The following is a 23,456-nucleotide window of genomic DNA, read 5'->3' as shown; positions in this document are numbered from 1 at the left end:
GGTGTGTCCTGAAGGAAAGGGGGAGGACGGCGGGCAGGGGTGCGGCGGTGTCGCCGTCTCAGCTCGTACGGCCCTTGGCGTCGAAGGCCTTCATGCGGTCGAGCACCCCGTCGGCCGTCGGGTTCGGCATCTCGTCGACGATCCGGCCGTCGGCGAGGAAGATCACGCGGTCCGCGTAGGAGGCGGCCACCGGGTCGTGGGTGACCATGACGACGGTCTGGCCCAGCTCGCGGACCGAGTTGCGCAGGAAGCCCAGGACCTCGGCGCCGGAGCGCGAGTCCAGGTTTCCGGTCGGCTCGTCGCCGAAGATGATCTCGGGGCGGGAGGCCAGGGCGCGGGCCACGGCCACGCGCTGCTGCTGGCCGCCGGAGAGCTCGGTGGGCCGGTGGCTGAGCCGGGCGGAGAGACCGAGCATGTCGATGACCTGCTGGACCCACTGCTTGTCGGGCTTGCGGCCCGCGATGTCCATCGGCAGCGTGATGTTCTCCAGGGCCGTCAGCGTCGGCAGCAGGTTGAAGGCCTGGAAGATGAAGCCGATCTTGTCCCGGCGCAGCTGGGTGAGCTGCTTGTCCTTGAGGGTGGAGAGCTCCGTCTCGCCGATCCGTACCGAGCCGGAGGAGAAGGAGTCCAGGCCGGCGACGCAGTGCATCAGCGTCGACTTGCCGGAGCCGGAGGGGCCCATGATCGCGGTGAACTCGCCCTGCCGGAAGTCGACGGTGACGTGGTCGAGCGCGACCACCTGGGTCTCGCCGTGGCCGTAGACCTTCGACAGATCCATGGCGCGGGCGGCCACCGCGGTGGCACGGGACACGGTGGGGGTGGTGGTCACGAGGAGGACTCCTGTCACTGCGGGGCTGCTGCGGGAACCCCTCCATCGTGTCGAGCGTTCCGGCCCGAAGCGTCCGTCCACGTGCCCGTTCCGGGGGCAGCCTCGAGTCGGACCGGAGCCCCCGGCCGTCCTCCTGAGGTATGACGGCGACCCTGAGAGTCGCCTCTCGGCCGAGGTGACAGACGTGCGACGACTTTCCGTCATTCCCTCGCCCGTGGCTTTGCGCCTGCGACCCCCGTCACAGTTCGGGGAAAAGGCCCCCACCTGCACTGACGCACCCTCAGGCGTCAATAAAATAAGACAACATCGGGCCGCTGCTCCGCTGAACGGGGGAAGTGCGTCCGAGGGGCCCCCGATAGGCTCCTGTGCCAACGCGGGGCATCGCGCCACGCCCGGATGGTGGAATACGCAGACACGGCGAGCTTAAACCTCGCTGGCCTTCGGGCCGTACCGGTTCAAGTCCGGTTCCGGGCACCAACCGGGCCGCAGGCGAGTGCCTGGGGCCCGGCGCAGTCCCTACCCGGTCAGCTCGGCAGACGCTCCAGCAGCCAGGTGCCGAGCTCCTTGGAGAGCAGGGCGGAGCCGGGGTCGGTCGAGTCGCTCTTCGAGTCGTCGAACGCCTCGACGTCGATCTCGCTCGTGGCGCCGCCGCCGATCAGGCCGAGCTTGAGGGGCCGCATCGGCCAGTTGCCCATCCGGTCCAGCAGGTCGACCTCCGCCTCGCCGGCGGGAGCGGTGCCGTTGTGGGAGAAGTGGACCGAGGTCTGGAGGTCCACTGCCTGGTTCTCCGACCTGGCGAGCGCGTAGCGGGTGACCAGGGCGCCGCGGCCGGTGCCGCCGACGGCCAGCGGGACGCTGCCCACGCGCTCCCCGATCGTGCGCATGATGACCTCCTGGACGGTCTCGCCCTGACCGCCCAGGGCGCCGTCGGCGGTGAGGCCGACGAGGACCAGGTCGCGGCCGCTCGCGTGCAGCTCCGCGAGAAGTGCGTACGAGCCGTCCTCCAGGCTCGTGGTCAGCGTGTCGAGGTCCGTGCCGGCGTCCCCGACGAGGATCACCGGCCTCTGGATGCCCCGGCGGCCCGGCGCCAGGAAGACCCGGGCCTTGCCGTCGCGCAGGTGCCATTCGGTGGTCGGTGCAGTGGTCATCAGCTCTCCTGTGGAGGGGGGTGGTTCCGACAGGGCGAGCGTCGCGGAGCGGTGGGCCGTGGCGTGGGGGAAGATCGAAATCTTCCGGGAAAAGATCCTCCCCGAGCACTAGGGAGTTTCTTTTGCCTACGCATTACCCTTGACGCAAGGCCGCGCCGTGCGGTCTGCCATGGAGGAGTGAGATGAGGAGCAGCAACCCGGTCTTCTCGCGACGGGGGTTCAGCCGCGACAACGGCTACGCGGTGAACGCGCAGCAGCCGCAGGCCGGGGGCCCCGCCGTCGGAACCAACCCGTACGCCACCGGCAACCCGTATGCCGCCGAGGGTGCGACGAATCCGTACGCCACCAACCCGTACGCCCCGCAGGACGCGCAGCTCGGCGCCCCGCAGCAGGTCCGCGGCAACGTGATGACGATCGACGACGTCGTGAGCCGTACGGCCATGACGCTCGGCACGGTCGTGCTCACCGCCGTCCTGTCCTGGTTCCTGCTGCCGGTCGACTCGGCCAACCTGGGCAAGTCCTACGGCATCGCCATCGGCGCCGCGCTGGTCGCGTTCGTCCTGGCGATGGTGCAGTCCTTCAAGCGCAAGCCGTCTCCCGCGCTGATCCTGGGCTACGCGGCCTTCGAGGGCGTCTTCCTCGGCGTGATCTCGGCCGCCGTCTCGACGTACATCGCCGACGGCGTGGTCATCCAGGCGGTCCTGGGCACGATGGCGGTCTTCGCCGGTGTCCTGATCGCCTACAAGATGGGCTGGATCCGCGTCAACCGACGCTTCTACGGCTTCGTGATGGCCGCGGCCATGGGCTTCATGCTGCTCATGGTGGTCAACATGCTGTTCGCCGTCTTCGCCGGCGGTGACGGCCTGGGCTTCCGCAGCGGTGGCCTCGGCATCCTCTTCGGCGTCATCGGCGTCATCCTGGGCGCCTGCTTCCTCGCCCTCGACTTCAAGCAGGTCGAGGACGGCGTGAACTACGGCGCGCCGCGCGAGGAGGCCTGGCTGGCCGCCTTCGGTCTCACCATGACCCTGGTGTGGATCTACCTGGAGATGCTGCGTCTGCTGTCGATCCTGCAGGGCGACGACTGACGCCTCCGAGCTCGGGGGAAGGGCCCGTCCGGCTTCGTGCCGGGCGGGCCCTTTCCGCGTTCCCGGACCCCGCTACCGTGCCGCGTCGATCAGGACGCGGGCCGCGGCCTTCGCCTGCGCGGCGGGCTCGGGGGAGCCGGTGATGCCCGCGACGGCCATGGCCCCGTTGGCGAGGAGGGCGAGCTGGTCGGCGAGGAGGGCAGGTGCGTCCAGGGCGTCCGTCTGCTCGGCGAAGTACGCCCGCAGGGCCTCCTTGTGGTCGCGGGCGAGGGCGGCGACGTTCGGGGAGACCCCGCCGAGCTCGCCGAAGGCGTTGATGAACGCGCACCCCCGGAACGCGGGCTCGGCGAACCAGCCGGCGAGCCAGTCGAAGACCGCGAGCGCCCGCTCGTACGGCCCGTCGGCGACCCGTGCGCCGTGGGCCGCCAGGGCCTCCCGTACGGCGCTGTCGCGGCGCCGCAGGACCGCCTCGACGAGGAGGTCCTTGGAGGGGAAGACCTGGTAGAGCCGCTTGAGCGAGACCCCGGAAGCGGTGCGGATCGCGTCCATGCCGACCGCCTGCACCCCGCGCTCGTCGAAGAGCCGTTCGGCGGTGTCGAGCAGCTTCAGTTCGGCGGTTTCCGCGTCCATCGACCGATCACCCCTTGCGTAGAGAACCATCGTTCTCGTAGTCTACAAGGCATCGGGGGAACGATCGTTCTCCCGGTCGGAAACCTGACACCGGAAACGGGGAGTTCCCATGTCCGCCTTCGCCCTGCGCGCCCGCACCGTCACCGTCGACGGACTCGACGTCTTCTACCGGGAGGCCGGTGACCCGGCGAACCCCACCCTCGTCCTGCTGCACGGCTTCCCGTCCAGCTCGCACATGTACCGCGGGCTCATGGCCGAGCTGGCCGACTCGTACCACCTCGTCGCCCCCGACCACATCGGCTTCGGCGCCTCGGCCGCGCCGGCCGTCGAGGACTTCCCCTACGGCTTCGAGAAGCTCACCGAGGTCACCCTGGGGCTGCTCGACGAGCTCGGCGTCGAGCGGTTCGCGCTCTACATCCAGGACTACGGGGCGCCCATCGGACTGCGGATCGCCTCCCGCCACCCCGAGCGGGTCACCGCGATCGTCAGCCAGAGCGGCAACGCCTACCTGGAGGGCTTCACGCCCTTCTGGGACGTGCTCTTCGCCCATGCCAAGGACCGCGAGACCCACGAGGCCGGGGTACGCGAGCTGCTGACCGCCGAGGCCACCCGCTGGCAGTACACCCACGGCGTGCCGGCGGACCGGCTCGACCGGATCGGCCCGGAGGCCTGGACCCTGGACCAGGCGGGCCTGGACCGGCCCGGCAACAAGGAGATCCAGCTCCAGCTCTTCTGGGACTACCAGTTCAACCTGGACGGCTACCCGGCCTTCCAGGAGTACTTCCGGACCCACCGGCCGCCGCTCCTCGCGGCCTGGGGCCGCGGTGACGAGATCTTCGGGCCCGCGGGCGCGGAGGCCTTCGCGCGGGACCTGCCGGACGCCGAGATCCACCTCCTGGACGCGGGCCACTTCGCCCTGGAGACGCACGGCGAGGAGATCGCCGCGCTCGTCCGCGACTTCCTCGGGCGGAACGCGACGTGAGGCGGGGGCCGGGGCGGGACGGCTCGTTGGTCAGGGCCGCCGGGCGGCGCGTAGGGTCGCGGGGTGCTTGATACGAGTGACCTGACCGCCGCCGTCGAGCGGTTCGCCGACCGGCTGCGGGCCGCCCCGCAGAGCCGCCTCCAGCGCGGGGCCGCGACCGAGGGGCTCGCGCTCGCCCGGGAGCTCGCGGTGCGCGCCCAGCGCGCCGAGAACCCGGAGCGGGAGCCGCTGACCATCCCGGACGCGGGCGTCTTCACCGTCGCCGACCAGCTCGTCGTCGCCGGGAACGACCTGGCGGAGATTCTGCGAACGGCCCCGGCCGATTCCCGCGAGGGGGAACTGGGCGAGGCCGTGAGACTGGTACGGGAGGCGGCGGAGCGCTCGGGGCTCTGAGGCCTCTGGGCTGTGGCGCTCCAGTGGCCTACGCCGCCTTGCTGTGGGGGTCGCACGCCCCCGCTGTGCGGTGTGGGTTACAGCGAGGCGATGACGCGGTCCGCCAGGATGTAGACGTTCTCCTCGTCCGTGTCGCCGTACGAGAAGGTGAGCGCGAAGGCGCCCGAGACGCCCGAGCCGCCGAGCAGCACCGGGGTGCGGCCGGAGCGCAGGGCCTCCGCGAGGCGCTCCGCGGTCTCGCGGTGACCGGGGGTCATGCAGAGCGTCGTACCGTCCGCGAAGACGTACACGTCCAGGGTGCCGAGCGGGCCGGGGCGCACGTCGGTCAGTGCCGTACGGGTGTCCGCGAGCTCCTCCAGGCGGGCCACCGTCCGCTCGTGGTCGGTGACGACCGGGGTCTGCACCGGCACGAAGTCCGGGTGCGAGGGGTGGCGGCGACGGGCCGCGGCCAGCTCCGCCGAGTCCTCCGGGTACTCGTCCAGCGCGTCGGCCAGGTCACCGAGGTCGGCGACGCCGTCGAGCGCGGCCGCCTCCGCCTCCATGGCCTCCAGGGCCATCGCCTCCAGGCCGGCGAAGTCGGCCTGGCGCGGGACGAAGAACGTGCCGTCCTCGACCGGGGAGCCGAGCCCGCCGAGCAGGGACGGGGCGTCGGCCGCGTCACGGGCCTCCTGCGCGGCCCAGAAGGCACGGGCCTCCGCGAGCTCGCGCTCGCGCTCCTCGGCCAGCGCCTCGGCGACCGCGGCTCGTATCTCCGCGGCCGGAGTGGCGCGGGCCGCGGGGACCGTGACGCCGCGGGCGGCCGCCAGCTCGCCGCGGAGGGACGTGACCTCCTTGCGAAGACCGTGGACGGCGTGCAGGGCAGCAGCGCCCACGGCCGTGGCAGCGGCCGTGGTCAGCAGCAGGGCAAGAGACATGGCGCTCACTGACGTACTCCCGATTCCGAGTCGATCCCCCGACTTCCTACATCAGCTTGTCCTGGGGTGGTGCTCGCTGTCAGTGCATTACGTCACGAATTGGACAGGTATTTCGGCCGGGTGTTTAGTCCCAAGGCGGCCCTGACCTGCGAAAACGAACTCCCCCGGGACGTAGGTCACATCCTGGGGGAGATTCGGTCACGGCTCGGACGCGGTGGGGTTAGCCAGGGCCTGTCAGGACAGGCGCCGCATCAGCTCAGCCGCTCGCTCTTTTGGTCGCGCTGAGCCTCGCCACCGCTGCGGGCAGGTGCCGCCTTCGTTCCTCAGGCGACCCCTACCCTCCGCTACGGCTCAGCTCAGCCGCTCGATCACCATGGCCATGCCCTGGCCGCCGCCGACGCACATGGTCTCCAGGCCGAACTGCTTGTCGTGGAACTGGAGGCCGTTGATCAGGGTGCCGGTGATCCGGGCGCCCGTCATGCCGAAGGGGTGGCCGACGGCGATGGCGCCACCGTTGACGTTCACCTTGTCCAGGTCCAGGCCGAGGTCCTGGTAGGAGGGGATGACCTGGGCGGCGAAGGCCTCGTTGATCTCGGCCAGGTCGATGTCGCCGATGGTCAGGCCGGCGCGCTTGAGGGCCTGCTTCGACGCCTCGACCGGGCCGAGGCCCATGATCTCGGGCGAGAGGCCGGAGACGCCGGTGGAGACGATGCGGGCGAGCGGGGTCAGGCCGAGCTCGCGGGCCTTCGTGTCCGACATGATCACGAGGGCGGCGGCGCCGTCGTTCAGCGGGCAGCAGTTGGCGGCGGTGACCAGACCGTCGGGGCGGAAGACCGGCTTGAGGCCCTGCACGCCCTCCAGGGTGACGCCGGCGCGCGGGCCGTCGTCGGTGGAGACGACGGTGCCGTCCGGCAGCGTCACCGGGGTGATCTCGCGCTCCCAGAAGCCGTTCTTGATGGCCTGCTCGGCGAGGTTCTGCGAGCGTACGCCGAACTCGTCCATCTCCTGGCGGCTGATGCCCTTCCAGCGGGCCAGGTTCTCGGCGGTCTGGCCCATCGCGATGTACGCGTCCGGGACGATGCCGTCCTCGCGCGGGTCGTGCCACGTCGAGCCCTCGGAGGCGGCGACCTCGGCGGTACGGGCCTCGGCCTCGGCGAAGAACGGGTTGTGCGTGTCGGGCCAGGAGTCCGAGTTGCCCTTCGCGAAGCTGGAGACCATCTCGACACCGGCCGAGATGAAGACGTCGCCCTCGCCGGCCTTGATGGCGTGCAGCGCCATGCGGGAGGTCTGGAGCGAGGAGGAGCAGTAGCGGGTGACCGTGCAGCCCGGCAGGTGGTCCATGCCCATCTGCACGGCGACGATCCGGCCCAGGTTGTTGCCCTGCTCGCCGCCGGGCAGACCACAGCCCAGCATCAGGTCGTCGATGTCCCGGGGGTCGAGCTCGGGCACCTTGGCCAGGGCGGCCTGGATGATGGTCGCGGTGAGGTCGTCCGGCCGCAGGTCCTTGAGGGAGCCCTTGAAGGCCCGGCCGATGGGCGAGCGGGCGGTCGAGACGATCACGGCTTCGGGCATCACGGCTCCATGAGGGTGCGGAGTGAGCGGACTGAAAGGGAAGTTACCCGTACGTACCGCAGGGGTCACCGCCCTGACGGTGTGACGCGGACCTCTTTTCTAAGCGTACGCTCAGTCGGCACCCCTCCCGTGTGGGCAATCGTCCCGCAGAGGGGGACCCTCAGCCCAGCGGAACGAATGCCCACACCGGGGTGGGTCACGCCTGGGCGTCCTCCGGGGCCGGGGTCTCCGCGTCGACCGGCAGCCGCCGTCTCCGCCGGTACTTGAGCAGCGCCCACGGCGCCCGCGCGCCCGTCACCTCCGTGCCCGCCTCCTTCACCGCCTCGGCCGCCGCCTTCGCCACCGGCAGGATGTTCTCCCGTCCCGAGGGCTCCAGCCGGTCCGTTTCCGGCCACACGCCCAGCGACACGCACAGCGTCGGCAGGACCGCCATCGCCGCCGTCGCGTACCCCTCCGCCGACGGGTGGAAGTTGTCCACCCCGAACATCTCGCGCGGATTCGCCGCGAACTCCGGGCCGAGCAGGTCGCCGAGCGACACCGTCCGCCCGCCCTGCTCCACCGCCACGATCGTCTGCGCCGCCGCCAGCTGCCGCGAGGCCCGCCGGGCCAGCCAGCGCAGCGGCTGGTAGACCGGCTCGATCGTGCCCAGGTCCGGGCAGGTCCCGACGACCACCTCCGCGCCCGCCGTCCGCAGTCGGCGCACCGCCGCCGCCAGGAGCCGTACCGACTCCGTGGGCGACATCCGGTGCGTCACGTCGTTCGCCCCGATCATGATCACGCACACGTCCGGCGGCCCCACCGGCTGGGCGAGCAGGAGCGACACCTGGCGCTCCAGGTCGTCCGAGCGCGCCCCCGACAGCGCCACGTTCCGCAGGACCACCGGCCGCTCCGCCACCGCCGCGAGCCCCGAGGCGAGCAGCGCGCCCGGCGTCTGACCCGCACGGCGCACCCCCTGGCCCGCCGCCGTGGAATCACCCAGAAGGGCCAGCCGCAGCGGGGCCTCCGTACCGAAGGACCGGCCGTAGAGGCCGTCCGTCACCGGTGGCAGGGGCGCCGTCCCGTTCCCCACCGTCCTCTTCGCCAACTGCATCTCGGTCAGCAGGAGCCCGACCGCCGCCACGCCCAGCAGCCCGATGCTCCCGCCGCCGTACGCCGCGCCCGCCGCGATCCGCCGCGCCACCCTCGCCCTCGACATGAGGCCGTCACCTCCTTCAAGCCGTTCAGGGTCTAACTGCCCCGTAAGCCGCTCCGACTACGCATACGCTGGCCACACCATTACGGAGACCCCGGAGATTACGGTGCAATTCCACGACTCGATGATCAGCCTCGTCGGCAACACCCCGCTGGTGAAGCTCAACAGCGTCACGGCGGGAATCCAGGCAACCGTCCTGGCCAAGGTCGAGTACTTCAACCCGGGGGGCTCGGTCAAGGACCGCATCGCCCTCCGCATGATCGAGGCGGCCGAGCAGAGCGGCGAGCTCAAGCCCGGCGGCACCATCGTCGAGCCCACGTCCGGCAACACCGGCGTCGGCCTCGCGATCGTGGCCCAGACGAAGGGCTACAAGTGCATCTTCGTCTGCCCCGACAAGGTGTCCCTCGACAAGATCAACGTGCTGCGGGCGTACGGCGCGGAGGTCGTCGTCTGCCCCACCGCCGTGGATCCCGAGCACCCGGACTCGTACTACAACGTCTCGGACCGGCTCGTGCGGGAGACGCCCGGAGCCTGGAAGCCCGACCAGTACTCCAACCCGAACAACCCGCGCTCCCACTACGAGACCACCGGTCCCGAGCTCTGGGAGCAGACGGACGGGAAGATCACCCACTTCGTGGCGGGCGTCGGCACCGGCGGCACCATCTCCGGCACCGGCAACTACCTCAAGGAGGTCAGCGGCGGCTCCGTGAAGGTCGTCGGCGCCGACCCCGAGGGCTCCGTCTACTCCGGCGGCTCCGGCCGCCCGTACCTGGTCGAGGGCGTCGGCGAGGACTTCTGGCCGACCGCTTACGACCAGAACGTCACGGACCGGATCGTCGCCGTGTCCGACAAGGACTCGTTCCAGATGACCCGCCGCCTCGCCAAGGAGGAGGGCCTCCTCGTCGGCGGTTCCTGCGGCATGGCGGTCGTGGCCGCCCTGGAGGTCGCCAAGGACCTCGGCCCCGAGGACGTCGTGGTCGTGCTGCTTCCGGACTCCGGACGCGGCTACATGTCCAAGATCTTCAGCGACGAGTGGATGGCCGGCCACGGCTTCCTGGAGGACACCTCCACGGCCACCGTCGCCGACGTCCTGCGCCACAAGGAGGGCGTCATGCCCTCGCTCGTCCACATGCACCCGGACGAGACCGTCGGCCAGGCCATCGAGGTGCTGCGCGAGTACGGCGTCTCCCAGATGCCCATCGTCAAGCCCGGCGCCGGCCACCCCGACGTCATGGCCGCCGAGGTCGTCGGCTCGGTCGTCGAGCGCGAGCTCCTCGACGCGCTCTTCACGAAGCGCGCCTCCCTGGAGGACTCGCTGGAGCACCACATGAGCACGCCGCTTCCGCAGGTCGGATCCGGCGAGCCCGTCGCCGACCTGATGTCCGTCCTCGGCGAGGCCTCCGACGCGGCGATCGTGCTGGTCGAGGGCAAGCCGACCGGTGTCGTCAGCCGCCAGGACCTGCTGGCCTTCCTGGCCAACGGCGGCACCAAGTAGGACGCGGCCGGGCGCGTGGAGTCGTTCGTGCAACTGGTACGAGGGCGACACGTTCGCGCAGCACCGACTTAACACGCGTCCGGCACATTGGTGGTTGTCGGCGTCACGGACTTCCGGAGCGGCTCCCGGGCCTCCACAGACGTCGCGGACGCGGAGACCGGTCCTGACCCGGGCCCGTGTCCCTCGCGGGGACCGCCGTCGTCCCGCCCCCCTTCACCGGGGGTGCGGCGGTCCCCGCGCTACTCTTCCCGGCCTCCCCCGTTCCCTCGCTCCACCCGGCTGCATATCCTTATGCAGAGATAGTCATGGGTGAATAAGTGGAAGGGGGACGGCATGAGCGACAGCCCGGCCGGTCGGCTGCAGGCGCTCTTCGAGGGGCACCGGCTGACGCCGACGCAGCGGCGGATCGCGCACTGCATGGTGCGGCGCGCCGCCGACGTGCCGTTCCTGTCCAGTGTCGAGCTCGCCGAGCTCGCCGGGGTCAGCCAGCCCTCCGTCACCCGCTTCGCCGTCGCCCTCGGCTTCGACGGGTACCCGGCGCTGCGCCGGCACCTGCGGGAGGTCGCGCCCCCGGAGCCCGGCGGTGCCGAGGGCGAGAGCGAGGGGCACAACGAGTACCAGCAGGCCGTGCTCGCCGAGATCGAGAACCTCCGGCACCTCGCAGGGCTGCTCGCCGACCCGAAGCCCGTCGAACGGGCGGGCCGCCTCCTCGCCTCCTCGCGTCCACTCCTCGTGCTCGGCCTGCGGGCCGCCTCCTCGCAGGCGCGCGGCTTCGCCTACTTCGCCGCGAAGGTGCACCCCGACGTCCGGCTCCTCGACGAGGGCGGCTCGATGCTCACGGACCGCGTCGACGCGGCCGTACGGGCCGGGGCCACGGCGCTGCTCTGCTTCGCCCTGCCCCGGCACCCCCGGGAGGTCGTCGAGGCCCTGGAGTACGCGCGGGCGGCCGGGCTCACGGTCGTGGCCGTCGCCGACTCGGCGTTCGCGCCCGTCGCCGCCCACAGCGACCTGCTGATCCCGGCCGCCGTCGGCACCGGGCTCGCCTTCGACACCGCCTGCGCGCCGATGATGCTCGGCCGGGTCCTCCTGGAGGCCATGGCGGACGAACTCCCGGACGCGCAGGCGCGCCTGGAGGAGTTCGACGCGAAGGCGGTCGCGCGGGGGCTGTTCGTCGGGTAGGGCCTGTCCGGCCTTGATCCGCCGGACGGGCCCTGGGGGGTGTCTTGCCGATCAGGCCGGGCTCGCGGGGCCTGGGTCAGACCTGGAGGTCGGTCGCGATCTTCTTGAGCTGGTGGCGGGCCATCGCCAGGTTCGCGCGTTCCTTGTCCAGGGCCAGGTACATGAACAGGCCGTTCGTGCCCTGGGCCCTGAGTAGCCGGATCAGGTGGTACTGCCGGCCGAGGGTGATCAGGATGTCCTCGATCTCGTCGCCGAGGCCGAGCATCTCCATCGCCCGGACCTTGGCCCGGACCACGTCGGTGTTGCCCGCCGCGGCCACGTTCAGGTCGAGCTCCTTGCCACCGCCGACGGTGCCGAGGGCCATGCCGCTCGTGTAGTCGACGAGTGCCGCGCCGATGGCGCCTTCGATCGAGGCGGCTTCCTTGAGGGAGGTCTCGGTGTTCGCCATGGGTGTCGCACTTCCTTTTCGTGTTCTGCGTGCTCTTCGTGATCTTCTTTACGGACTTCGGTTCAGGTCAGTTCAGGTCCTTGCGCTCCAGCGCCCCGTCGACGAGCTCGCCTATCCGGGCGCTGGACCTGCGGGCCTCCAGGTGGAGCCGGCCCACGTTGATCCGGGGCTCCGCGAGCAGCGTCAGGACAGCAGCGCCGCCCGCCGCGTACGTGGCCACGTAACCGCTCTCGCCGCGGACGAGCAGCTCGCGGAAGCGGCCCTGGCCCGTGCAGTCGGTGAGCCGCTGGCCGACGCCGAGTGCCGCCGCCGTCAGCGCGGCCACGCTCTCCGCCTCGCCGTCCACGGTGTCGTGGGCGAGGACGAGGCCGTCGGCGCTGGCCGCGAGGGCTCCGGTCAGCTGGGGCAACCGGGCTCGCAGCCGTCTGAGTTCGCCGAGCACCTCGGTTTCTGCGGTCATGAGCTGTTTCCTTTCGGCGCGCAGGCGCAGGGCACGCCTCATCACAGATGTGCCTCCAGGGCGTCACGGAGCCGGCGCAGCAGGGCGATGTCGGGGTCGGCCACCTCGGGGGCCGCGAGCAGCGGCAGCGGTGGCGGGGAGGGCGGTACGGAGTCGGGGTGGGGCTCCGGTGGGGTCTCGACGAGTCCCGCGGCCGCGAGCCGCCGGATGTCGAGGAGCGTGTGGAAGGCGGGGCGGCCGAGCAGCCGGGCGAGCTCCGCCGGGGTCCGCTCCCCGTCGGCGGCGCCGAGCAGGGCGCGCTGCCGGGCCCCGACGGTCTGGCCGGGTGCGGCGGGCCGGGGCACGACGGGGGCGGTGTCGACGGAGGCGTACGGCCAGACGGCGTCGAGGAGTTCGCGGCGGCGGACGGTCTCGCGCTCGACGGCCTCGGCGGAGACCGGCCGCACCGTGCCGAACCAGTGGCCGACCCCGTACCGGAAGCGGGTCGGCCCGCTGGTGGGGGAGAGGGCGAAGAAGGCCGCGTCGAAGACGGCGCCGAGGTGGCAGATCTCCAGCTCGCCGTCGTGCAGCCGGCCGCTGTCGACGAGGAAGCGGCCGACCGCGCGGTGGGCACCGGCCCGGTCGACGGCCTCGTCCCAGCCCTCGCGGGGCAGTCGTCCGCCGGTGGTCAGGAGGACGTCGACGCCCGGGGCGGCGGGGCTCTCGGCGTGGACGACCCGGCCGTCGACCAGGTAGAGCGTGCCGTGGTCGCGCAGCAGTGCGCCGGTCGCCTTCTCGGCGGCGAGCCGGACCAGCATCGGGGAGACCGGTGCGTTGGCGGTGGCGGGAGCGGTGGCGGTGGGGCTCATCCCAGGATCAGCCTCTCGGCGAGGTCGCGGAGGCGGATGCGGGCGAGGGCGAGGTTTCCGGTGTCGCGGTCGAGCCAGAGATGGAGGAAGACGCTGCTGTCGAAGGAGGTCTCGACGAAGCGGAGGACGTGGTAGCCGGCGCGGGTGGTGACGATCAGGTCCTCGACGGGCGGGCCCTCCGGGGATTCCGGTTCCCCCGCCGCCGCGAAGGAGTCGAACTCCGCTGCGGCGCGGGCGAGTTCGGCGGTCTCGGCGGCCGTCGTCTCGTGGTCGCCGGTCGGGGACTCGCCCGCCGTCCCGAGGGCGAGCCCACTGGTCCAGTCGACCAGGGAGGCTCCGCGAGCGCCTGGCAGGGCCATGGCCTCCAGTAGGCACTCGTCGATTCCGGGCACGCGGGTTCCCCTCCCGATACGGTGCGCGAGCGAACGGCAGTGACGGTGACGCTACTGAACGTTCCGGCTCTGGGGAGGCGTTCTGGCATTTTCCATCGGAACATGCCAGAGGGTGGCGGGAATTGACCGATCCGTTGCCCTCAGGCGCGTGACTCCACGGCGGTCGCGATCTCGGCCAGGTCCTTCGCGAGCGCCCTGGCGACGGCCTTCGCGCCGAAGCGGGCGAGCAGCCGGGTGACGAAGCCGGGGGTGCGGCCGCTCGCGGGGGTGGCGGAGAAGGTCATCCGCAGGGTCGTGCCTCCCTCGCCGTAGGCCGTCAGGGTGAGCTCGGAGACGTAGTGCATGCCGTGCGAGTCGGCGACCGTGACGTACCGGTCGGGCGGCTCGCACTCGGTCACGGTCATCTCCTCCGTGGCCTCCTTGCCCAGCATCCGGCGCGTCTCGCGCCAGCGCGTGCCGACCGCGAAGCCGCCCTCGGTGAGCACCTCGACCTTCTCGACGCCCGAGAGGACGCGGGGCATGTCCCGCAGGTCGGTGATCGCCTCCCAGACGCGCCCGGGGGAGGCGGCGACCCGGCGCTCGACGACGACGGAGGTGGTGTCCGTACCCGTTCCAGTCATGTCCTCATCGAAGCCGGGCCGCCGCTCCCGCGCTACCCAGAGGGCCCGCACGCGCTACCCGGCCGCCGCTCCCGCGCTACCCGGCCGCCGCTCCCGCGCTGACCGGCGGGCGCTCCCGCGCTGACCGGCCGCCGCTCCCGCGCTACCCGACGAGCGCGTTCGCCTGTGCCCCGCCCGCCTCCGCGACGATCTCGGCGAGCGTCTGCGCCTTCCGTACCGTCGAGAACGTCACCGCGCCGTCCTCGGCCACCGTGAAGCCGTGGATCCCGGGCCGGGGCAGGCTGTTGTACCCGTAGTGGTGGGCGAAGTAGTACGCGCCGGTGTCCGGGACGGCCACGACGTCGCCCGGGTGCAGCAGTGGCAGCGCCCGGCCGGTGGCGAGCAGGTCCCCGGCGAAGCAGGCGGGCCCGGCCACGTCCTGGACGGTGACGTCCCCGGCGCGGGGGCGGCCCTCGGCGTCGTACGCGAGGATCCGCAGCGGCCAGGAGTCGGGGGCGTAGACCGTACGGGTGGCGAGCTGGACGCCCGCGTGGGTGACGGCGATCGGGCGGCCCCCGGAGGTCTTCGTGTACTCCACCCGGGCGAGGACCGTGCCGTGCTTGGCGAGCAGGGAGCGGCCGAACTCGGTGACGAGGCGGTAGCGGCCGTCGAGGAGCCCGGGGGCGGTGTCGGCGAGCAGCCGGGCGTACTCGGCGTACGTCGGCGTCTCCTCGTCGGAGGTGAAGTTGACCGGCAGGCCGCCGCCGATGTCGACGGTGTCGATCTGCTGCCGGCCCGCCTTGTGGTTGATCTCCTCGGCGAGCGCGTAGGTCTCTCCGACGCCGTCCGCCATCAGGGCGAGGGGGACGCCCTGGGAGCCGGTGTGGGTGTGCAGCCGGGTGAGCCAGGGGCGGTCCAGGTAGGCCTGGACGACGCTCTCGCGGGCGCCCTCGTCGCGGAGTGCCACGCCGAACTTGGAGGTGGCGGTCGCGGTCGAGAGGGCGCCGATGGAACCGGCTCCGACCTGCGGGTTCACCCGGATCCCGAGGGGGGAGGCGGTGGGCGCGGAGGCGACGAGCGCGTCGAGGCGGTCCAGTTCCTGGAGGTTGTCGGCGTTGACGGCGATGCCCAGCGCGAGGGCCTGGCGGAGTTCGGCCGGGGTCTTGGCGGGGGAGTCGAGCACGGTGTGGGTGGGCGGGATTCCGGCGGCGCGGGCGAGGGCGAGCTCGCCGGGGCTGGCGACCTCGACGCCGAGCCCCGCGTCGTGGAGGAGGCGCAGGACGGGGACGAGCGGGGCGGCCTTGACGGCGAAGGCGTGGAGGACGTGGGCATCGGTGACGGCGGCGAAAGCGCTGGTCAGAGCGGCGGCGGAGGCGCGGATGCCGGTGGTGTCGAGGAGTGCGACGACCGGCTCGGCGGGCGAGAGGAGTCCTTGGTCGACGGAGGCTCGGACGGCGAGATCACGACGGTAGGAGGCCATACGGCCCATCCCACCATTCCGGCTCACTTGGACGGGGGACACCCGCCCTGTTGACTACAACTATTCAGCGCGCCAAGATGTGAATATCTGATCGACATTCGAGGAGGCACCCCCATGTCAGGACCCCGCCCCGTCCGAGCAGCACGCGGTACGGAACTGAGCGCCCTGGGATGGCAGCAGGAAGCCGCCCTCCGGATGCTCCAGAACAACCTCGACCCCGAGGTCGCCGAGCACCCCGACAAGCTCGTCGTCTACGGCGGCACCGGCAAGGCCGCCCGCGACTGGCGCTCGTACGACGCCATGGTCCGCACGCTGCGGACCCTGAAGCAGGACGAGACGATGCTCGTCCAGTCCGGCCGCCCCGTCGGCGTCATGCAGACCCACGAGTGGGCCCCGCGCGTCCTCATCGCCAACTCCAACCTGGTCGGCGACTGGGCGAACTGGGAGGAGTTCCGGCGCCTGGAGCAGCTCGGCCTCACCATGTACGGCCAGATGACCGCCGGCTCCTGGATCTACATCGGCACCCAGGGCATCCTCCAGGGCACGTACGAGACCTTCGCCGCCGTCGCCGCCAAGAAGTTCGGCGGCACCCTGGCCGGCACCATCACCCTCACCGCCGGCCTCGGCGGCATGGGCGGCGCCCAGCCGCTCGCCGTGACGATGAACGACGGCGTCGCGATCTGCATCGACGTCGACCCGCGCGCCATCGAGCGCCGCATCGAGCACCGCTACCTGGACGTGAAGGCCGACAACCTCGCCCACGCCCTCGCCCTGGCGACCGAGGCCCGCGACGCCCGCCGCCCGCTCTCCATCGGCCTCCTCGGCAACGCGGCCGAACTGCTCCCGCAGATGCTCGCCGAGGGCGCCCCGATCGACATCGTGACCGACCAGACCTCGGCCCACGACCCGCTCGCCTACCTGCCCGTCGGTGTCGCCTTCGAGGACATGGCCGACGCCGCCGCCAAGGACCCGGCCGGCTTCACCACCCGCGCCCGCGAGTCGATGGCGAAGCACGTCGAGGCCATGGTCGGCTTCATGGACGCCGGCGCCGAGGTCTTCGACTACGGCAACTCGATCCGCGGCGAGGCGCAGCTCGCCGGCTACGACCGCGCCTTCGCCTTCCCCGGCTTCGTCCCCGCCTACATCCGCCCGCTCTTCTGCGAGGGCAAGGGCCCCTTCCGCTGGGCCGCGCTCTCCGGCGAGGCGAGCGACATCCACAAGACGGACAAGGCGCTCCTCGACCTCTTCCCGGAGAACGAGTCCCTGCACCGCTGGATCAAGATGGCGGGCGAGCGCGTCCACTTCCAGGGCCTCCCGGCGCGCATCTGCTGGCTCGGCCAGGGCGAGCGCGACAAGGCCGGCGACATGTTCAACGACATGGTCGGCAACGGCACCCTCGCCGCGCCGCTCGCGATCGGCCGCGACCACCTCGACTGCGGCTCGGTGGCCTCCCCGTACCGCGAGACCGAGGCCATGCTCGACGGCTCCGACGCCATCGCCGACTGGCCGCTCCTCAACGCCATGGTCAACGTCGCCTCCGGCGCCTCCTGGGTCTCGATCCACCACGGTGGCGGCGTCGGCATGGGCCGCTCCATCCACGCGGGCCAGGTCACGGTCGCCGACGGCACCCCGCTCGCCGGCGAGAAGATCCGCCGCGTGCTCACGAACGACCCGGGCATGGGCGTCATCCGCCACGTCGACGCGGGCTACGACATCGCGGAGCGGGTCGCGGACGAGAAGGGCGTCCGCGTCCCGATGCGCGAGGGCGACGACGCGAGCCAGGGCGACTCCGCGTGAGTGCCCGCTTCCACGCCATGTGGCAGTCGCTGCGGCCCATCGGCCGCAGCGACGCCTCGGGCGGCTACCGCCGCTACGCCTGGACCGACGCCGACGCGGACTGCCGCCTCTGGTTCCGGATGCAGGCCGAGGCCCGCCGCCTCGACGTCGAGACCGACCGGAACGGCAACCAGTGGGCCTGGCTCGGCGACCCGACCGCCGGTGACGCGGTCGTCACCGGCTCGCACCTGGACTCCGTCCCGGACGGCGGCGCCTTCGACGGCCCCCTCGGCGTCGTCTCGGCCTTCGCCGCGCTCGACGAACTGCGCTCCCGTGGCGTGGTGTTCAAGAAGCCGCTCGCCATCGTCAACTTCGGCGACGAGGAGGGAGCCCGCTTCGGCCTGGCCTGCGTCGGCTCCCGCCTCACCGCGGGCCGGCTGACGAAGGAGCAGGCGTACGAGCTCCGCGACGCCGACGGCATCAGCCTCCCGCAGGCCATGGAGGCCGCCGGCTACGACCCGGACGCCATCGGTCCGGACCCGGAGCGGCTCTCCCGGATCGGCGCCTTCGTCGAGCTCCACGTCGAGCAGGGCCGCGCCCTGGACCTGTCCGGGGACGCCGTCGGCCTCGCCTCCGCGATCTGGCCGCACGGCCGCTGGCGGTACGACTTCGCCGGCGAGGCCAACCACGCCGGCACCACCCGGCTGGTCGACCGCCGCGACCCGATGCTCACCTACGCGGAGACGGTGCTCGCGGCTCGCCGCGAGGCCGAACTCGCGGGCGCAGTCGCCACCTTCGGCAAGATCGCGGTCGAGCCGAACGGCGTCAACGCCATCCCGTCCCTCGTCCGCGGCTGGCTCGACGCCCGCGCCGCCGACCAGGGCGCCCTGGACAAGGTCGTCACCGGCATCGAGGCGGAGGCCCGCGCCTACGCCGACCGCCACGGCATCGACCTCACCGTCGTCCAGGAGTCCTTCACCCCGATCGTGGACTTCTCGCACGCCCTGCGCGACGAGCTGTCCCGGCTCCTGGGCCCGTCGGGGAAGGTGCCGGTCCTCGGCACGGGCGCGGGACACGACGCCGGAATCCTCTCCGAGTCGATCCCGACCGCCATGCTGTTCGTGCGGAACCCCACCGGTGTCTCGCACTCCCCGGCCGAGTTCGCGGCCGAGGACGACTGCGCTGCCGGTGTCCTCGCACTCGCCGACGTACTGGAGGGCCTGGCGTGTCGCTGACGACGTACTGGCTGGAGCACGCCTGGCTCGACACGAACGTCGAGCCGGGCGTGGCCCTGGAGGTGAGCGACGGCCGCATCACCGCCGTCCGCACCGGGGTCGACACCCCGCCCCCGGGCGCGGTCGTCCTGCGCGGCCTGACGATCCCCGGCCTCTCCAACGCCCACTCGCACGCCTTCCACCGCGCCCTGCGCGGCACGGTCCAGGTCGGCTCGGGCACCTTCTGGACCTGGCGCGAGGTGATGTACACCGTCGCCCAACGCCTGACCCCCGACAGCTACTTCACGCTCGCCCGTGCCGTGTACGCGGAGATGGCGCTCGCCGGCATCACCTCCGTGGGCGAGTTCCACTACCTCCACCACGCACCCGGCGGCACGCCGTACGCCGACCCCAACGCGATGGGCGAGGCGCTCATCGCGGCGGCGGCCGAGGCGGGCATCCGCATCACCCTCCTCGACACCGCCTACCTCTCCGCCGGTTTCGGCGCGGCCCCCGAGCAGCACCAGCTCCGCTTCACCGACGGCACCGCCGAGCGGTGGGCCGAGCGGGTGTCGGCGCTCAAGGAGCGGGACGGCGTACGCGTCGGAGCGGCGATCCACTCCGTACGGGCCGTCCCGGCGGACCAGCTCGCCACGGTCGCCCGGTGGGCGCAGGACAGGGAGGCCCCCCTCCACGTCCACCTCTCGGAGCAGACCGCCGAGAACGACGCCTGCCTCGCGGCGCACGGCCTCACCCCGACGCAGCTCCTCGCCGAGCACGGCGTCCTGGGCCCCCGCACGACGGGCGTCCACAACACCCATCTGACGGCCGGCGACATCACGCTCCTCGGCTCCTCGACCACCGGCACCTGCATGTGCCCGACGACCGAACGCGACCTCGCGGACGGCATCGGCCCGGCCGTCGCCCTCCAGGGCGCGGGCTCGCCGCTCTCCCTGGGCAGCGACAGCCACGCGGTCATCGACCTCCTGGAGGAGGCGCGGGCCATGGAGCTGAACGAGCGCCTGCGCACCCGCACCCGCGGCCACTGGACGGCCGCCGCGCTGCTCCGGGCCGCCACCGCCGACGGCCACGCGGCCCTCGGCTGGGCGGACGCGGGCACCCTGGAGACGGGCGCCCTCGCCGACTTCACGACGATCGCCCTGGACACCGTCAGGACAGCGGGACCGGTACCGCGTCTGGCAGTCGAGACGGCGGTATTCGCCGCGTCGGCCGCGGACGTGCGTCATACGGTCGTGGCCGGCCGCCATGTCGTACGGGACGGGGTCCACCACTCCGTACCGGACGTGGCCGGCGCCCTCGCGGACTCGATCGCCGCCCTGCGCGGCTGAAGGAGACACCCCTCATCATGAACACCGGCCCCGCGGCGACGAACAACCCGGCGGCGACCTCGGCCCCCACGAGCGCGAACAGCGCCGTGGCGACGGCCGCCACCGCCATCGTCAACATCGCCAGTCTCGTCACCAATGACCCCTCTCTCGGTGATGGAACCCCCCTGGGCCTGATCCAGGACGCGGCCGTCGTCATCGAAGGCGACCGTGTCGTCTGGGTCGGTGAATCCAGCAAAACACCCGCCACTGACAACCGGGTCGACGCGGCCGGCCGGGCGGTCGTCCCCGGCTTCGTCGACTCCCACTCGCACCTCGTCTTCGCCGGCGACCGCACCGCCGAGTTCAACGCCCGCATGTCGGGCCAGGCGTACGCGGCGGGCGGCATCCGCACCACGGTCGCGGCGACCCGCGCCGCCTCCGACGAGGCGCTGTCCGCGAACGTGGCCCGTTTCATGGCGGAGGCCCTCCGCCAGGGCACGACCACCTTCGAGACGAAGTCCGGCTACGGCCTGACGGTCGAGGACGAGGCCCGCGCCCTGCGGATCGCGGCCGAGCACACCGACGAGGTGACGTACCTCGGCGCGCACATCGTCTCCCCGGACTACGCGGACGACCCGGCGGCGTACGTGGAGCTGGTGACCGGCGAGATGCTGGACGCCTGCGCCCCGTACGCCCGTTGGGTCGACGTCTTCTGCGAGAAGGGCGCCTTCGACGGCGACCAGGCCCGCGCGATCCTCACCGCCGGCAAGGCGAAGGGCCTGCACCCCCGGGTGCACGCCAACCAGCTCACGTACGGCCCCGGCGTCCAGCTGGCGGTCGAGCTCGACGCGGCGAGCGCCGACCACTGCACGCACCTCACGGACGCGGACGTCGACGCCCTGGCCTCCGGCAACACGGTCGCCACGCTCCTTCCCGGCGCCGAGTTCTCCACCCGCGCCCAGTGGCCGAACGCCCGCCGCCTCCTGGACGCGGGCGTGACCGTCGCCCTCTCCACGGACTGCAACCCGGGCTCGTCCTTCACGTCCTCCGTCCCGTTCTGCATCGCCCTCGCGGTACGGGACATGGGCATGACCCCCGACGAAGCCGTCTGGTCCGCCACGGCCGGCGGTGCCGCGGCCCTCCGCCGCACGGACGTCGGCCGCCTGACGGTCGGCGCCCGCGCGGACCTGACCTTCCTGGACGCCCCGTCCCACGTCCACCTGGCGTACCGCCCGGGCGTCCCGCTGGTGACGGAGGTCTGGCGCAAGGGTGTCCGCGTGGCCTGAGCGTGCGCACCACGCCCGAAGGCCGGTCCGCCGAGGTTCAGGCGGACCGGCCTTCGGGCCGTCCGGAGCAGGGTCGGACGCGGAGGACCGTCAGAGCGTCAGCATCCAGCCGCTGATCGAGCCCGTGCTCTCCGCCGCCGTGTCCTGGACGCGGAGCTTCCAGGTGCCCCTCGCGAGCGAGGCGCTCGCGTCCACCACGTAGCTCTCGTGGATGGTGTCGCCCGAGTCCTTGGGCGCCGCCGCGCGCAGCGGGTACACCCGGCCGTCCGGGGCGACCAGGTCCAGCTTCAGGTCACCGCGCCAGGCGTGGTGGATGTCGGCGTAGACCCGGGTCAGCCTCGGGGCGTTGCCGGGGAGGTCGCTGCCGACGACGACCGGCGACTCGACCGTTCCCAGGTCGGGGATCTGCGTCTCGGTCCAGTTGTCGAACCAGGGGAAGCGCAGGTCCCAGCCGACGATCTCGCCGTCCGAACCGGGCGAGGTGTCGTTGACGCGGAGCTTCCACACGCCCAGCGCGTGCTTGGCGCTCGCGTCCACCTCGTACAGCTGGCGGATGTTCGTGACGTTGTCGGACCCGGGGACCCGTCGCAGCGGGGTCGAGGTGCCGTCGGGGAAGACGAGGTCGATCTCCAGGTCGCCGGTCCACTCGTGGTAGACGGAGATGTACACCTGGACCCGGGAGGGTGCGGGCCGGTTCTGGTTGATGTCGATCGACGACTCGGCGATGCCGGAGTCGGGGATGGGGACGTTGGTCCAGTTGTTCCACTCGACCAGCTCCGGGTCGGGCTCCGTGCCGCCCCCGCCGCCGCCGAGCGCCGCCGTGTCGAGCTGGATCCGCGGGGTGGTGGTCGTGACGGTCGTGCCGTACGAGACGGGCTTGCCGGTGGACTTCAGGAGCGCTTCGAGCTCCGTCACCGACTTCTCCGGGAACGTCTGACGGAGGACCGCCAGCGCGCCGGTCACGTGCGGGGCGGCCATCGAGGTGCCGTTCTTCGAGGCGAAGCCGCCGCCGGGCACGGAGGACACGATGCCGGTGCCGGGGGCGAGGACGTCGAGCAGCGCGCCGCGGTTGGAGAAGGTGGACAGCTGGTCGTCGTCGGTCGTGGAGCCCACCGTGAGGGCCGAGGGTATGCAGCCGGGGGTGCTGACCGAGTCGGCGAAGCCGCTGTTGCCGGCCGCGACGACCGTGGCGACGCCCTCGGCGAGCAGGCTGTCGATGATCGGCTTGCGGAGGTCGCCGGCGCAGGCGGTGTAGTAACGGCCCGCGCCCAGGCTCATGTTGGCGGCGACGATGTTGGTGCCGGCCTTCTTCAGCGCGTGGACCTTCTCCAGTGCCTTGATCTGGGAGCTGGTGAAGCTGAGCACGCACGGGGTGTTCGCGGCCGACCCGCAGTAGGTCTCCGAGTCGACGCGGGAGAACACCTGGAGGGCGATGACGTTCGCCCCGGGGGCGACGCCCCGGGTGGGTGCGCCGCTGACGCCGGCTCCGTTGCCGGCGGCGATGCCGGCGACGTGCGTTCCGTGGGAGCACGCGGCGCCCAGGGTGGCGCAGGGGCCGGATCCGGCGTCGGCGCTGCCGGTGCCTTCCTGCTGGGGGGTGCCGTTGGGGCAGAGGCTGGTGGCCTCGTAGGTCTCGTCGTTGACGGAGAAGCACGCCTCGGTCGTGACGCGGCCCGCGAGGAAGGGGTGCTGGGTGGCGACGCCGGTGTCGAGGATCGCCACGGAGGTGCCGGCGCCGGTCTTCCCGGCGACCGCGGTCTTGTCGCTGCCGATCGTGACGGTGGACTCGTTCAGGGTGGGGGGCACCGGAACGTCCTCGGTGACGCTGACGACGCCCGGCGTGGAGTTGAGTTCCTGGAGGCCCGCGCTGTCCACGCGGAGGGTGACCAGGGGCAGGGTGTCGTAGGAGACGAGGGTCGAGCCCGCTTCGGACGCGGAGGCCAGGTCGGCGCGCTGGTCGGTGAGGACGTTGACGCGGAGGGTGGTGCCGGTGCCGGCCGGGACCTCGTCGAACAGGGCCGGTGCGACGGGGCCGGGCTCCGCCGCTGACGCCTCGGCGGTGCCGGGGAGCAGGCCGCCGGGTGTCGGCAGGGCGGTGATCACCAGGGCTGCCGCGGCAGCGATCACCGCACCCCATACGGGTCTCTTCACTTCATGCTCCAAGAAGAATCAGGCAGGAATCAGCCAGGAATCGAACGGGAAATCA

Annotated in this window: 22 protein-coding genes and 1 tRNA gene; 10 read left to right on the top strand and 13 right to left on the bottom strand. The window is 72.2% G+C overall.

From position 1 onward, the window contains the following. Positions 1-58 precede the first annotated feature (58 nt). Positions 59-829, bottom strand: coding sequence for an ABC transporter ATP-binding protein (locus OG580_RS14035; protein ID WP_267044005.1), 771 nt, complete (start codon positions 827-829; stop codon positions 59-61). Between the two features lie 390 nt (positions 830-1,219). Between OG580_RS14035 and OG580_RS14030 the strand changes: the two genes are divergently transcribed. Then, positions 1,220-1,306, top strand: a tRNA-Leu gene (locus OG580_RS14030). 47 nt (positions 1,307-1,353) lie between these two features. Here OG580_RS14030 and OG580_RS14025 read toward each other — a convergent pair. Beyond that, positions 1,354-1,977, bottom strand: coding sequence for a hypothetical protein (locus OG580_RS14025; RefSeq protein WP_267044004.1), 624 nt, complete (start codon positions 1,975-1,977; stop codon positions 1,354-1,356). Between the two features lie 182 nt (positions 1,978-2,159). On the opposite strand from OG580_RS14025, the gene OG580_RS14020 reads away from it, so the two are divergent. Further along, on the top strand, positions 2,160-3,062 hold the full coding sequence (locus tag OG580_RS14020) for a Bax inhibitor-1/YccA family protein (RefSeq protein WP_267044003.1): 903 nt from the start codon (positions 2,160-2,162) through the stop codon (positions 3,060-3,062). Positions 3,063-3,134: 72 nt separating this feature from the next. Here OG580_RS14020 and OG580_RS14015 read toward each other — a convergent pair whose 3' ends face one another. After that, the gene (locus OG580_RS14015; protein WP_267044002.1) at positions 3,135-3,692 is read right to left on the bottom strand and encodes a TetR/AcrR family transcriptional regulator; all 558 of its coding nucleotides are present in this window, start codon (positions 3,690-3,692) and stop codon (positions 3,135-3,137) included. A gap of 109 nt (positions 3,693-3,801) precedes the next feature. Here OG580_RS14015 and OG580_RS14010 point away from each other — a divergent pair, with 109 nt between their 5' ends. Together OG580_RS14010 and OG580_RS14005 are read left to right on the top strand one after the other, a co-directional pair. Then, the gene (locus tag OG580_RS14010) at positions 3,802-4,674 is read left to right on the top strand and encodes an alpha/beta fold hydrolase (protein ID WP_267044001.1); all 873 of its coding nucleotides are present in this window, start codon (positions 3,802-3,804) and stop codon (positions 4,672-4,674) included. A 63-nt stretch (positions 4,675-4,737) separates the two neighbouring features. Next, positions 4,738-5,067 (top strand): hypothetical protein, encoded by a 330-nt coding sequence (locus OG580_RS14005; RefSeq protein WP_267044000.1) that lies wholly within the window; start codon positions 4,738-4,740, stop codon positions 5,065-5,067. Positions 5,068-5,144: 77 nt separating this feature from the next. Here OG580_RS14005 and OG580_RS14000 read toward each other — a convergent pair whose 3' ends face one another. The 3 genes from OG580_RS14000 to OG580_RS13990 form a co-directional block, all read right to left on the bottom strand. After that, positions 5,145-5,990: a hypothetical protein gene (locus OG580_RS14000; RefSeq protein WP_267043999.1), complete on the bottom strand. Its 846-nt coding sequence runs from the start codon at positions 5,988-5,990 to the stop codon at positions 5,145-5,147. A 342-nt stretch (positions 5,991-6,332) separates the two neighbouring features. Beyond that, positions 6,333-7,553, bottom strand: a complete 1,221-nt coding sequence (locus tag OG580_RS13995; protein ID WP_267043998.1) for an acetyl-CoA C-acetyltransferase — start codon at positions 7,551-7,553, stop codon at positions 6,333-6,335. Between the two features lie 196 nt (positions 7,554-7,749). Beyond that, on the bottom strand, positions 7,750-8,748 hold the full coding sequence (locus OG580_RS13990; RefSeq protein WP_267043997.1) for an SGNH/GDSL hydrolase family protein: 999 nt from the start codon (positions 8,746-8,748) through the stop codon (positions 7,750-7,752). A 103-nt stretch (positions 8,749-8,851) separates the two neighbouring features. Between OG580_RS13990 and OG580_RS13985 the strand changes: the two genes are divergently transcribed. Then, entirely contained in the window at positions 8,852-10,240 is a 1,389-nt protein-coding gene (locus tag OG580_RS13985) for a cystathionine beta-synthase (RefSeq protein WP_267043996.1), read from the top strand. A gap of 333 nt (positions 10,241-10,573) precedes the next feature. After that, a complete protein-coding gene (locus OG580_RS13980) occupies positions 10,574-11,419 on the top strand; it encodes a MurR/RpiR family transcriptional regulator (RefSeq protein ID WP_267043995.1) in 846 nt (281 codons plus the stop codon). A 76-nt stretch (positions 11,420-11,495) separates the two neighbouring features. Here OG580_RS13980 and OG580_RS13975 read toward each other — a convergent pair whose 3' ends face one another. The 6 genes from OG580_RS13975 to OG580_RS13950 all read right to left on the bottom strand — a co-directional run bounded on the left by OG580_RS13975 (position 11,496) and on the right by OG580_RS13950 (position 15,655). Further along, on the bottom strand, positions 11,496-11,867 hold the full coding sequence (locus tag OG580_RS13975) for a hypothetical protein (RefSeq protein ID WP_267043994.1): 372 nt from the start codon (positions 11,865-11,867) through the stop codon (positions 11,496-11,498). A gap of 67 nt (positions 11,868-11,934) precedes the next feature. Next, positions 11,935-12,327 (bottom strand): roadblock/LC7 domain-containing protein, encoded by a 393-nt coding sequence (locus OG580_RS13970; RefSeq protein ID WP_267043993.1) that lies wholly within the window; start codon positions 12,325-12,327, stop codon positions 11,935-11,937. A gap of 41 nt (positions 12,328-12,368) precedes the next feature. After that, positions 12,369-13,175, bottom strand: coding sequence for a transcriptional regulator (locus OG580_RS13965; protein WP_267043992.1), 807 nt, complete (start codon positions 13,173-13,175; stop codon positions 12,369-12,371). Continuing rightward, positions 13,172-13,567, bottom strand: a complete 396-nt coding sequence (locus tag OG580_RS13960; protein WP_267043991.1) for a hypothetical protein — start codon at positions 13,565-13,567, stop codon at positions 13,172-13,174. Before OG580_RS13960 ends, OG580_RS13965 begins: the two co-directional genes overlap by 4 nt. A 140-nt stretch (positions 13,568-13,707) precedes the next feature. After that, positions 13,708-14,187: an SRPBCC family protein gene (locus OG580_RS13955; RefSeq protein WP_267043990.1), complete on the bottom strand. Its 480-nt coding sequence runs from the start codon at positions 14,185-14,187 to the stop codon at positions 13,708-13,710. Between the two features lie 142 nt (positions 14,188-14,329). Continuing rightward, positions 14,330-15,655, bottom strand: coding sequence for a diaminopimelate decarboxylase (locus tag OG580_RS13950; RefSeq protein WP_267043989.1), 1,326 nt, complete (start codon positions 15,653-15,655; stop codon positions 14,330-14,332). Positions 15,656-15,760: 105 nt separating this feature from the next. On the opposite strand from OG580_RS13950, the gene hutU reads away from it, so the two are divergent. The 4 genes from hutU to hutI are packed head-to-tail and all read left to right on the top strand — an operon-like array spanning position 15,761 to position 21,250. Beyond that, positions 15,761-17,443, top strand: a complete 1,683-nt coding sequence (gene hutU, locus OG580_RS13945) for a urocanate hydratase (protein ID WP_267043988.1) — start codon at positions 15,761-15,763, stop codon at positions 17,441-17,443. Positions 17,444-17,460: 17 nt separating this feature from the next. Beyond that, positions 17,461-18,657: an allantoate amidohydrolase gene (locus OG580_RS13940; protein WP_267047999.1), complete on the top strand. Its 1,197-nt coding sequence runs from the start codon at positions 17,461-17,463 to the stop codon at positions 18,655-18,657. Beyond that, a complete protein-coding gene (locus OG580_RS13935; RefSeq protein ID WP_267043987.1) occupies positions 18,648-19,985 on the top strand; it encodes a formimidoylglutamate deiminase in 1,338 nt (445 codons plus the stop codon). Before OG580_RS13940 ends, OG580_RS13935 begins: the two co-directional genes overlap by 10 nt. 17 nt (positions 19,986-20,002) lie before the next feature. After that, the gene (hutI, locus tag OG580_RS13930; protein ID WP_267043986.1) at positions 20,003-21,250 is read left to right on the top strand and encodes an imidazolonepropionase; all 1,248 of its coding nucleotides are present in this window, start codon (positions 20,003-20,005) and stop codon (positions 21,248-21,250) included. A 90-nt stretch (positions 21,251-21,340) separates the two neighbouring features. On the opposite strand, the gene OG580_RS13925 is transcribed toward hutI, so the two are convergent. Next, a complete protein-coding gene (locus OG580_RS13925; protein WP_267043985.1) occupies positions 21,341-23,401 on the bottom strand; it encodes a S8 family serine peptidase in 2,061 nt (686 codons plus the stop codon). Between the last annotated feature and the right edge of the window lie 55 nt (positions 23,402-23,456).

The organism is Streptomyces sp. NBC_00094 (genome assembly GCF_026343125.1).
Lineage (GTDB): Bacteria > Actinomycetota > Actinomycetes > Streptomycetales > Streptomycetaceae > Streptomyces.
This window is presented reverse-complemented; position numbering and strand designations above follow the sequence as displayed.